This window comes from Morganella sp. B601 (assembly GCF_051172335.1).
Classification (GTDB): domain Bacteria; phylum Pseudomonadota; class Gammaproteobacteria; order Enterobacterales; family Enterobacteriaceae; genus Morganella; species Morganella morganii.
On the sequence record NZ_JBPIZE010000008.1, the window covers coordinates 111530 to 123661 of the forward strand.

Sequence of the window (12132 nt, forward strand, 5' to 3'; positions counted from 1 at the left end):
TGCATCAGGGGTATAATAACTAAATTATTCTTGATATCAATGCAGTATTATCATTTTCGAAGAAGATCAAGAATAAGCTTTGTTTTTTCGTGCATTAGTTTAATCTCAGCACGAGATTCTACATTTAATCGGACAACTGGTTCTGTATTAGAACATCTTAAATTAAAGCGCCACTCATTAAACTCCATACTAATGCCATCAGTCATATCTATAGTAATAGCATCATTTTGGAAATATTCAGTTACACGAATAATGGATTTATTCGGATCATCCAGAACTGAGTTTATTTCACCAGAGGCTGGGTAATTAGCAATATATTGCTTAACCAACTGTGATAAAGAAACTGATTTTTTACTGAGTAATTCAATGACTAAAAGCCATGGGATCATACCGGAGTCGCAATAAGAAAAATCCCTGAAATAGTGGTGTGCACTCATTTCACCACCATAAATGGCATCTTCCTTACGCATTTTTTCCTTAATAAAAGCATGGCCTGTTTTTGACAGAACCGGAATACCGCCTGCTTTATTGACGATATCAATAGTGTTCCAACTAAGTCGCGGATCATGTATGATTTTTGCACCTGGTTCTTTTTGAAGAAAGGCCTCAGCGAGCATCCCAACAATATAATACCCCTCAATGAAAGTACCATTTTCATCAAAGAAAAAGCAGCGGTCGAAATCACCATCGAAGGCGATACCAATATCAGCCTTATGTTGGATTACTGCATCTTGCGTATCTTTTCTGCATTCAGGTAATAAAGGATTAGGTATGCCGTTAGGAAAATTACCATCCGGATTATTAAATAATTTAATAACAGATATTGGGATATTTAAAGCCTGAAATCGCTTTTCAATTTCATCAATTACATGACCTGCAACACCATTTCCTGAATTAATAACCAACTTCAGCGGTTTGATTGAAGATGAATCAAGGTAGGAAAAAAGATGGTCTACATATGGAGATAAATTTGATAGCCGGGAAGTCAGCCCTTTTTTAGTGGAAGTAGGAAATATATTTTTTTCAGCCAGTCGCTTGATTTCATTTAATCCGGTGTCACCACTGATCGGTTTAGATTTTTCTCGGACTAATTTCATTCCATTATAATCAATAGGGTTATGACTTGCTGTTATTTCTATACCACCATCAGCATTGAGATAGCTTGTAGCAAAATAAACTTCTTCAGTACCGACTATACCAATATCAATAACGTTGCACCCAGAATCAGTTATTCCCTTGATTAAGGCATGTTTAAGAGCTTCTGAGCTGTTTCGGCAGTCACACCCTACAACAACATCTGAAGGAGACAGGTATGTACAATAGGCACGCCCAATCCGATAGGCAATATCTTCATCTAAATTATTGCCAATTTGTCCTCGGATATCATAGGCTTTGAAACATGTTAAGTGATTCATAATTATTTTTTAACTTCCGGTAATCTTAAAATATCATCTTCATTAAGGTAGCTTCCGGAACGAACCTCAATTAACTCTAAAGGAATTTTACCTGGATTCTCTATCGAATGAATTTCACCGATTGGTATAAAGGTTGATTCATTCTCTGTCAGTATAAAAGATGAATCACCTTTAGTTACCTTGGCTGTACCCGAAACAACAATCCAATGCTCAGCTCTATGATGGTGAACTTGTAAGGAGATTTTATTACCAGGCTTGAGAACTACTTTTTTAACCTGGTAACGTTCACCTTCATCTATGGAGTCTTGTGAGCCCCAAGGTTTCAATTCATTTCTATGTTTAATATAGTGATATTTATTATCTTCTTTGAGTGAGTTTATAATATCTTTGACTGACTGAACCTGATTTTTATGAGTGACAAGAATGGCATCGTTGGTTTCTACTATAGCGATATTATCTAGGCCAATAGCAGCAACGATTCGTTCAGTGGAGGATATGTAACAGTTAGAAACATTTTTTGTATAAACATTTCCACTAATAACATTGCCATCTTTATCTTTATCACTTATTTCCCAGAGTGCAGACCAGGAGCCAATATCACTCCATCCTACATTCAGAGGTATCATTGCCGATAGGTCTGTTTTTTCCATAACAGCATAGTCAATTGAATCAGAAGGGCAAAGTTCAAACTCTTCTTCATCTACGCGGATAAAGTCGAGATCACATCGGGATTTCTGTAATGCAAGTTCACAATATTTATAAATGTCAGGCGAGTATTTTTTTAACTCATTTAGATAGACGGATGCTTTAAATAAAAAAATTCCACTATTCCAATAGTAGTCACCGGATGAAACATAATTTATCGCAGTTTCATGATCTGGTTTTTCTTTAAATGAAGAAACTTTAAATATTTCCTCAGAAATCGAGCTTCCCTTCTGAATATAACCATATCCAGTTTCAGGAGATACAGGAACAATTCCAAACGTAATTAAATAACCATCGGAGGCTATTTTTTTTGCTTTATTAACCACATCAATAAACCCATTATTATTCTTAATGATATGGTCAGAGGGTAAAACTAAAAGCAGTGGATCAGTTCCATTTTTTATAGCATTAAAAGCAGCTAATGCTATAGCTGGTGCTGTATTTTTTTTTCTTGGTTCAAGAATTATACCCGATAAAGTGAAGTTTTTTAATTGATCAGCAATAATGAAGCGATGTTCTGAGTTACAGATGATTAATGGTTTCTCGCATTTCAAAGTATTGATACGAAGAATGGTATTCTGTAATAGAGAGTTTTTATCGAAGATCGATAAGAACTGTTTTGGATAATTTTCCCGTGAGCTAGGCCACAAGCGGCTACCTGATCCACCAGCAATTATAACGGGAACTATATTAGTCATGAAAGTAATCTCCTGACCCAGTTATTTAAATTATATTTTCCATGGATTTTTTCATCTAAGCATACAAATGGTTTCATTTTAAATTCTGTTATCTCAATATTAGATACATCATTTGTAAGTATTAAGATATTATTAGGATGATAAAAATCATAATTTTCTATTTCTTTATTTGTTGTTATTAATTTTTTTCTAGCTCCTAGGGTTTCAATAGTCCTCATAGTTAGACCAATCTGTAATGGATGATTTATATCAATCACAACATTACTTTTTCTTACAATATCAATCACCTCATTTCTTGACATTGAATTAGATGATACATCGGAATATTTTAATCCAGGGAGTTCATTTAAAAAATATTTTTTATATAGGAAAACTAATTTATTTGGAGTGTAAAAAAATTTGAATGTATTTTTAAAATTCTCCGTTATTTTTTTAACTAAATTATAGCGATTTGAGTGTGCAGTACCAATAAAAACATAATCATAAATAAAATTCTTATCGGCATGACCGAAGTCATATTCTGGAATATAAAAAAGAGGAAGGTGATTGATTTGGTAACTAACTGCATCAGCAGGATCAAATGTAAAAAATGAATCACTAAACGGAATAAGAGCGTGTGCATTTTTTTTATTTTTAAAAGAATCCCACATGTATATAATTATAGATATATTTTTTTTATTCTTTTTTATACGAGATAGTATTTCAGGAGTAATGGATTCTGGATTTATTATTACTAAATAATCAATATTATTTAGTAATGGGGTTATTTTTGATGAGAAATATTTATTAACGTGTTTTTTTATAAGAAAATTAAGATTAAATCGTAGGATTGCTTTCCCAATAAATGAATTAAAAGGTCTTTCATCATAAGAGATTACATCATATCCTTGTTTTTTCATAGCATCAGCTATTGATTTATCATAATCAAAAAAATTAGGAGAAAAAAGAAGAACCTTTTTTTTCTTGTTTGTCAATGTATTCTGACCCATTCATTTTTACCAAAATCAAATTTCTTAATTATTTTTGCAGGAGTGCCAGCAATTACACAGTAACTAGGAAATTCGCCAGATACAACAGAATGAGCACCAACAATACAATGGTCACCTAGATTTGTTCCTGCTTGTATAATTGCAGCATAGCCAATAAAACAGTTCTTTCCAATTATAGTGTCTTTGACCAAAATACCTTGTTCGAGTATTGGTTTATCAATTTCACGATATTCATGCACTATATTTGTAATACAAACATTTCCTGTAATTATTGTCCCTTTACCAATAATTAATGTACCAGCGGAGGTAATGTGAAAATTTTGACCAATTCCAACATTATCTTCTATTTGAATGAAACCATTATTATGAACTTCGAATCGTGATCCTGGGAAGATTCGTACACGTCTCCCAATCGATACTTTTTTTAATCCAATAGAAAAAATAGGAATGCTAAAATAAGAAGGGAATTTTATTTTTTTACAAAATAAGCTAAGGAATAAAGCAGATAAAAACCACTTTAATTTATATAACATTATTTTTTTCTCATACTTATAATTAATCGTCTCCAGTATTTTATTTTGTAAAATAAACGGAGGAGTTGATATTTATACCATGATGTTATCACTGAGTTTTTATAGCATATATCTAGCATTAGCATGGTACCATGCTGCATTTTTTTTAAATTTGCAGACAGTCCACTTTCACCAAAATTTTTCTTTCCATTACCAGTGATAACCAGTGATTCAGGTAAATAATAAAAACCACCATGCTGACATAATCGAATCCAAAGCTCTCCATCTTCTGAGTGCGTCATCTTTTCATTATAATAACCAACAAGATCCAAGAGATCTTTTTTTACTAGTGCAGTTGATGTTTGTGGGAACATTTTTATTAGTAAATCATTTACTGATGCTTCATAAAGAGTATTGATTTTCCGACCTAAAATGCTGAGTCTTTCATTATTCCTAGCGGTCCCAATAAATTTAATATTAGGATTATTTTTAATTATATCTAGTTGTCGTTGTAATTTGTTTGGTAGCCATTTATCATCAGAATCCAGAAAGGCAATCCATTCACCAGAGGATATTTTAAGGCCATAATTTCGTGCAGATGAAACGCCACCATTGGTTTTATGATAAACTCTTAACTGTGTATAACTACTACTTATTTTATAAGAATTAGCTAAACTTTGTGTGCTGTCAGTTGAACCATCATCAATAACAATAATTTCTATTTCTATTTTGTCATCTATGACCTGATTATCAATAGAGCGTATAGCATCGGTAATCGTTTTTTCACTATTATAGGCTGGTATAATAACGGATATTCTCATGAGAAAATATCCCTCCATATTTTTGTAATATTATCATCGGACCAGAACTTTGCAGTACATAAGGAACCTGAGCTGAGTTCATGTAATAAATTATTATTGTTCATTAGCCGTATTAATGTCATTTTATAGGTGTGTATATCATCCATTTTTATCAGGAAACCATTGGTATCACTTATTATATCTCTTGGTCCTGATGGGCAGTCAAAAGATACCAGTGGTAATCCAAATCCGGTAGCTTCAAGTAAAACCATGCCAAATCCTTCACTTCTTGAAGTCAATGCGAAAATAGATGAGTTCATATAATATTTTTCAACATTTTTTAGTGGAGGAAGAAGAGTCACTGATGTGGTTAAATTATTTTCAACTATATATTGCTGAAGGATATCTTTTAACTCACCATCACCAACAATATTTAAATGCCATCCAGACTTATCTTTATCTGATATATCGTTCCATATCTTTAAGAGAGTTAATTGTTTTTTGTCATCAGTATATCGGCCTATGTTTAGTATTGTTTTTTTATTAAGGGGTGATGGTTGATAATTTAAGTCAGGCATATAGTGTGGTGTATATTTCACGGGGAAGTTTTCACGTGAATAATAAATCACATCATTTTTTGTGGGAATGCAATAAGCGTGACAATACTTATAAGTTATTTTTTTTATTATTCGGTATATATGATTATAATTATTTGATGCTCCATGCTCAGATATAACTATTTTTGAATATTTTGCGTTGGATAATAAAAGCTCAATATGCGATAGTGGGTGTGTTATATATATATAGTCAAAATTGTTCAAACTTGTCTTTTTTAATTTTATAATAGTTTTTAATAAGTTTAAACCTAGAGCAAATGCTCGGCTAAGGCGATTTTTCATATTCAAGCCAACATGTGCTTCTAGGCTGATATGTTTTATGTTTGTATGAAGTGAATAAAATGAAGCCCTTGAATCCTTTGTTAATACAGTAATGTCATAGTATTTGGCTAATTTATTCATTAAAGTTGATGTGACACGCTCTATACCACCTGCAGGAGCAAGGGAAGGAAGGTAAAATAATATTTTCTTCATTTAGATTATATAGTATATAGGATTTATATTGAGTAAGTTATAAAAAGCATGGTAGTTTGATAGAAATAAAGCATAATATAAAAATAGAGAGGCTGCAAATAACAAGTTTATATTTATTGGTATTTTTTTGCAATTAAAATAATAATTGGCTCTTTCTAGACTAATGAGTGTTAATATTGGGTAGGAGATGAATTCTATTTTTATTAGTAACCGTCGATACATATCTGGGAAGCTATAAAATAAACTAGAAATTAGAACCATGAATAGTAATATTATAAGAGTTTTCTTTTCATTGTCAGTACAATAATTATATATTACGTAAGAATAGAAAAATATAAGTAAGTATCTAATAAAAACTGTTTTTGATTGAGATAAATCCTGTGAATAAAATATAAGAAGTTTGTTAACCAAGGGTGATATATCCATCGATAACAATATGTTTTTTACAGGTGAAGCAAGACTAATTATCATTACTAACAAAAATAAATACCAGTTTCTATTTATTTTTAAATCTGTAAATAAGAGCAATGGTAGAAAAATAAGAGAGGTTTTATGGAATAAGGAACTAATGATAACTAGAAGTACGAAGGTGAATTTTTTATTCCGTGATAAAAAATATATAGCCAAAAATAATAACGATGTCGATATTCCCTCTCTAATTACTTCGTAAAACATATAGTAGTAGGGAAAGAAACATAAGCAAGAAAATAATGTTATAACTAAAATTTTATTATTGTTTGTTAAATGTTGATTGATTTTGTATATGCTGATAGTTAAAAATAAAGATGAAATAAGGCTAATTATAGTAAGATAATGTTTAAAGCTGATGGATGAAAGTTGAGCTAATTGTGTGAGTAATTTGAAGGCTGGTTCAAATGACTCATTGTCTCTTATATCAAGGTAATACTTATAATAGCTAAAGGTATCACCATAATTAGTCGTTCTAATGCTGGGGTAATAGCTACTTATAACTATAAATGCGGATATTGATATGAATATGAAAGCTTTTCCTTTAATTCTAATCATTGATATAAAAATAAGAAAAACAAAGGAAAGTATAGTGACTAAATTAATAATTTGAAGTTGTGAATTGATTAGCATTTTTCTAGTCTACTGTATACTAAGCCCGAGGGAAGATTATTTTCCCTAAATTAAGAGTGTAGTTCGTGCTGCTTAATTCTTTTTTTATTTGACGAATATTATTTGTGAATTGTATTTTATCTTTTGGTGTTATTGATTTAATTACCTTAGCCATATTTTCAATATCATTACATAGATACCCGATATGGCCATATTGCTCAAAGAAAAAATTCATTTTTTCATTTTCTAATGAAATGATTGGTATTTCAAAAGCAATGCAGTCGGAAAATACTCCGCTAGGAATTAAATCATATTCATCGTTATTACCAGTAAAGAATAATGCATAATCAAGATTCTGTATTTCAGTTAAAAAACGCTCTTTTGGTATAAGGGTGGAGTTGGAATAGCCCTTTAGGTGGTGAATTATATTTTCATTTCTATCATATACAAAACTACCATCGGATAGTCCGATAGTCATGATTTTAATGCGTTTAAAATCTTCAAATTGTAATTCTTGAACTAAATCATATATTTTTTCTGAGGATTTTTTGTGTGAGAGGATGCCAAATACACCTATTTTAATTTCATGATTTTCATGATTTTCATGATTTTCATGATTTTCATGATTTTCATGATTTTCATGATTTTCATGATTAATTTGTAATGGATGTTCAATATAATTCAGATTTATTTTTGGATAGAGATTAGATAGTTTTATATATATGTATTTACTTATCGCAATGAAAGTAACATTTGAACTATGATTAAAGGAACTATTCAATAAGTATTTTCCTATTTTTTGGCCGACTCCATTGCTTGATGTTATGTACCCTAGTTCTCCATGCATGAATAAATAAATATTTATACTTAATAAATTACTCAGGTTAGTGCATATTTTATAATGCAGAGGAGTTGCGGATAATAAAATTATTTTTTCATTTCTGTTTTTTATTAAAATAGAAATCAATAGAATGGAAGATATTATCCATAAGTAAAATTTACTCCTATTGACTGACAGCCTATTAACTGCTGAAGTATTATTTACAGTGTGAGTTACTCTTGAGTCTTTTGCTAAGTAATAAGTGTTATTAGTATTTAATGCTTCTATTGATAATATTGTTTCTGTGTTAAATACATAGTGTTCGTCATTCTTTCTTATTAAATCAACAATTACAGCCATAATAAATCACTTTAATATGATGAGAAAGGGGGCTTTCCATGTTATTTTTAATTCATGGAAAACGAGTGTTGGCCATTTCCAGTTATTGTATAAAAACTGAAGTATAAATTGGGATGATATAACTCCCCAAAGTCCATAGGTTGGGCTAAAGATATATGAGCATAATACAATTAAGGCACCAGTAATAAATATTGGATATGCAAATGTTATATCATTCTTTGTTGTGAGATATGCGGTACATTGTGAATAATTCATTTCAAAAAATGATGATACCAAAAAAATAGCTAACATAGCAGTTGGTAGCAACTTTGTATTTTCAGATATAATTGATAAAATAATTGGGCCTATATATAGAAGAGATAGACTGTATAGAATAAATAGGTACCAAGATACACCAACTGATTTTATAAAAATACTACGTATGGTAGAAATGTTTCCTGTTATATATTCAGCACTAAGTCGAGGCATTTGTAAACCAAAATACATAGACGAAACTACAATAGCTATATTGGTCAGTTGCAAAGTAAACCCATAACTTGCTGCTGCTTCTAAGCCAATTATAGATGAAACTATTAATAAACTACACTTTGTTGTCATGAAGTTACCAATCTGAACGATGCCCATCAGTTTGGCTTTTCTCCATATGATTTTTATTTGATTTGCATGACTGTGCATGTTAAATGCAGTTGTTGTTTCAATAGCTTTTTTATTAAATACGGCTTTTCTCACTAATATTCTATCAATGAAGACACTAACAAAAACACCAATAGATATTGATAATATTCCGGCACCCATGATTAGTAAAGGAATACATATAGAGATATTTGAAATTTTAGAAATTACTATAGTCTTATTTAATGCAGTTTGGTCTCCACGTCCTTTTAAAATAGCATTGTAATAACCAAAATAGAATAAAATAACAGTGGATGTTCCATATATAATCCATGATATATATATTTTGACAAATTCACCAGTGTAATTTAGTGTTGATATATAAAATAAACCGCCAGATAAAATAAATATTAGTGCTGCCATTGAGATGGCAAAGTATATTTTTTTGGCTGAATAGATCGTACTGGATAGTAATTGAATATTGATATTATTATTTTGAGATTTTTTAATATTGTCATCAATTGATGATGCTCCTGAGTAAATATAAGATATGTATCTTGAAATGGTTGGTAAAAATCCAAATTCAAGTAATTGGATAAAGCTAATTATAGTAATGAATACATACCATATGCCGATTTCTTCAGAAGATAAATAAATAAGAATAAATGGTAATAATAATATATTAGATGCTATATTAAAAAACTGAGATAGATATCCCCATATAATATCTGAGTGATGAACATTATAATTTATACTCATATTATATTTTTATATGAAGCGATCATTTCTCTCATATCATCTAAAACCATGTTTGGTTGGAAATTAATTAATTTATTTATTAATGAGATATCTGTGATAGGAAAGTTCTCGCATGTAGATTGTGGTTGATGCCAATTAACTTTGCATGATGTTTCTTCTTCTAGTACAAAAGCTAATTCTTCTGCAGTTGTGTTTTTTCCTGATGCTATATTTACTATAGATGGTAAGTTCTTAACAGATAACAATCTTAATGTTGCATCAATTAAATTATGTACTGAAAGATAATCTTTTGAGTAATTTTTATCTACATACATATCTATCATATTGTTATTAATAGCATTGCGGATAATGGAAGGTAAAAATAATTTACTGTTTAATGCTAAGCCGTAAATATTACTTGGCCTAATCACTAGGCAATTTTTTTTGCTATTTAAACATAGTTCTTCGGTAATTAATTTTGATAGATTAAATAATTTTCTATTATCATCATAACTCACTGTGAGATTTGAATCCTCAGAGGAGATATCTTGGTTCATATAAACTCTGGTAGATGATATATAGACAAACCTATCAAAACTAGCTCTTTGCAGAATTTCTTTAACTAAAAAAGTATTAGCGTCAATAACATTAAATGGGTCTGACTTACAATCACCATACCCAGCACAATAAATAACTGTTCCTAGTGGTTTTTTATATATATTAAGGTCATTTTTTTTAGGAATATAAATTGAGTTATCTGTGCTAGATAAATGCTTTATAAACTCAGACCCAATAAATCCACTACCACCAAATATTGTATATAATGACATTATTCCCATCCATTAATTATACATTTTTCTATATCTTTTAAGAACGGTTGCTTAAGATCTTTCTCAGACAATACTGGGTTATTTATAGGCCATTTTATTCCTATAGTTGGGTCATCCCATCGTATGCCGCATTCATCTGTAGGTACATAATAATCAGTACATTTATATGCGAAATCGGCAATATCACTGAGGACACAGAATCCATGTGCAAATCCTGGTGGTACATAAAACTGTAGTTTATTTTCATCCGTTAAAATTACAGATTCATATTCACCAAATGTTGGTGAATTTGGTCTTAAATCAACAGCAATATCTAATACCTTACCCATAGTTACAGTAACTAATTTTCCTTGAGGATATTGTTTCTGAAAATGCAGGCCTCTCAAAACATTTTTGCTTGAACGTGATCTATTATCTTGTATAAAGGTTTCTTTAATTCCGATTTTTTTATATTTTTCTTGTTGGTATGATTCATAAAAAAAACCTCTTTCATCATAATAAATAGTTGGTTCAATGATCATACAACCTTTTAGTTTACTTTCTATTATATCCATTTATTATTCCGTGAATTTAGTTATATTAAATGTTATTTATTAATTTAAAAAGATACTGACCGTATCCATTCTTTTTTGATTTTTCAGCGGCATCTAATACTTGTTTTTCTGTCAGCCACCCCTGCCGGTAAGCGATTTCTTCCAGGCAAGCAACTTTAAAACCCTGCCGTTTTTCAATGGTTTCAACAAAACTGGCTGCATCCAGCAGGCTGTCGTGTGTGCCGGTGTCTAACCAGGCAAACCCGCGCCCGAGCAATTCAACTTTTAATTTATTGTTTTTTAAATAAATTTGGTTAACTGTTGTGATTTCCAGTTCACCACGCTCGGACGGTTTTATATTTTTAGCGATTTCAATAACATCGTTATCGTAAAAGTATAAACCGGTTACAGCATATTTTGATTTCGGTTTAACCGGTTTTTCTTCAATTGATACAGCATTATAGTGATCATCAAATTCGACTACACCAAACCGTTCCGGGTCCTGTACTTCATAACCGAAGACAACCGCACCTTCTTCTAAAGAGGCTGCTTTAAGCAGTTTCGGTGAGAAACCTTGTCCCCAAAAAATGTTATCTCCGAGTACTAGGCATACAGAATCGTTACCAATAAACTCTTCACCAATGATAAAGGCTTGTGCGAGACCTTCTGGTTCTGGTTGTACGGCATATTCCAGAGAGATGCCAAAATCACTGCCGTCACCTAATAAACGCTGAAAGCCGGATTGATCTTCCGGTGTTGTGATAATTAATACTTCCCGGATTCCCGCCAGCATTAGTACAGAAAGCGGATAATAAATCATCGGCTTATCATAAATAGGTAATAATTGTTTTGAAATTCCTAATGTAATAGGAAATAAACGTGTACCTGAGCCACCTGCTAAAATAATACCTTTCACAGAAAACCTTGCTGATTAATATAATGATTGTAA

General features: G+C 30.9%; 12 protein-coding genes. All 12 read right to left on the reverse strand.

What is annotated here, in order from left to right:
* Positions 1–50 precede the first annotated feature (50 nt).
* The 12 genes from ACSBQN_RS17490 to rfbA are packed head-to-tail and all read right to left on the reverse strand — an operon-like array spanning position 51 to position 12099.
* A complete protein-coding gene (locus ACSBQN_RS17490; RefSeq protein WP_354633035.1) occupies positions 51–1415 on the reverse strand; it encodes a phosphomannomutase CpsG in 1365 nt (454 codons plus the stop codon).
* A gap of 2 nt (positions 1416–1417) precedes the next feature.
* Complete coding sequence (locus tag ACSBQN_RS17495) at positions 1418–2818, reverse strand: mannose-1-phosphate guanylyltransferase/mannose-6-phosphate isomerase (protein WP_354633034.1); 1401 nt, start codon at positions 2816–2818, stop codon at positions 1418–1420.
* Positions 2815–3807 (reverse strand): hypothetical protein, encoded by a 993-nt coding sequence (locus tag ACSBQN_RS17500; protein ID WP_354633033.1) that lies wholly within the window; start codon positions 3805–3807, stop codon positions 2815–2817. The genes ACSBQN_RS17495 and ACSBQN_RS17500 overlap by 4 nt, the downstream gene beginning before the upstream one ends.
* Positions 3789–4340: an acyltransferase gene (locus ACSBQN_RS17505; protein WP_354633032.1), complete on the reverse strand. Its 552-nt coding sequence runs from the start codon at positions 4338–4340 to the stop codon at positions 3789–3791. Before ACSBQN_RS17505 ends, ACSBQN_RS17500 begins: the two co-directional genes overlap by 19 nt.
* The gene (locus ACSBQN_RS17510; RefSeq protein WP_354633031.1) at positions 4340–5140 is read right to left on the reverse strand and encodes a glycosyltransferase family 2 protein; all 801 of its coding nucleotides are present in this window, start codon (positions 5138–5140) and stop codon (positions 4340–4342) included. The genes ACSBQN_RS17505 and ACSBQN_RS17510 overlap by 1 nt, the downstream gene beginning before the upstream one ends.
* A complete protein-coding gene (locus ACSBQN_RS17515; RefSeq protein WP_354633030.1) occupies positions 5137–6210 on the reverse strand; it encodes a glycosyltransferase family 4 protein in 1074 nt (357 codons plus the stop codon). Before ACSBQN_RS17515 ends, ACSBQN_RS17510 begins: the two co-directional genes overlap by 4 nt.
* On the reverse strand, positions 6211–7311 hold the full coding sequence (locus tag ACSBQN_RS17520) for an EpsG family protein (RefSeq protein ID WP_434991761.1): 1101 nt from the start codon (positions 7309–7311) through the stop codon (positions 6211–6213).
* Positions 7312–7330: 19 nt separating this feature from the next.
* Complete coding sequence (locus tag ACSBQN_RS17525; protein ID WP_354633029.1) at positions 7331–8470, reverse strand: hypothetical protein; 1140 nt, start codon at positions 8468–8470, stop codon at positions 7331–7333.
* A 6-nt stretch (positions 8471–8476) separates the two neighbouring features.
* Positions 8477–9841: an O-unit flippase-like protein gene (gene wzx, locus ACSBQN_RS17530; protein WP_354633028.1), complete on the reverse strand. Its 1365-nt coding sequence runs from the start codon at positions 9839–9841 to the stop codon at positions 8477–8479.
* Positions 9838–10650, reverse strand: a complete 813-nt coding sequence (locus tag ACSBQN_RS17535; protein WP_354633027.1) for an NAD-dependent epimerase/dehydratase family protein — start codon at positions 10648–10650, stop codon at positions 9838–9840. Before ACSBQN_RS17535 ends, wzx begins: the two co-directional genes overlap by 4 nt.
* The gene (gene rfbC, locus ACSBQN_RS17540) at positions 10650–11204 is read right to left on the reverse strand and encodes a dTDP-4-dehydrorhamnose 3,5-epimerase (RefSeq protein WP_434991762.1); all 555 of its coding nucleotides are present in this window, start codon (positions 11202–11204) and stop codon (positions 10650–10652) included. Before rfbC ends, ACSBQN_RS17535 begins: the two co-directional genes overlap by 1 nt.
* 25 nt (positions 11205–11229) lie before the next feature.
* Positions 11230–12099 (reverse strand): glucose-1-phosphate thymidylyltransferase RfbA, encoded by an 870-nt coding sequence (gene rfbA / locus ACSBQN_RS17545; RefSeq protein WP_354633025.1) that lies wholly within the window; start codon positions 12097–12099, stop codon positions 11230–11232.
* Positions 12100–12132: the final 33 nt, after the last annotated feature.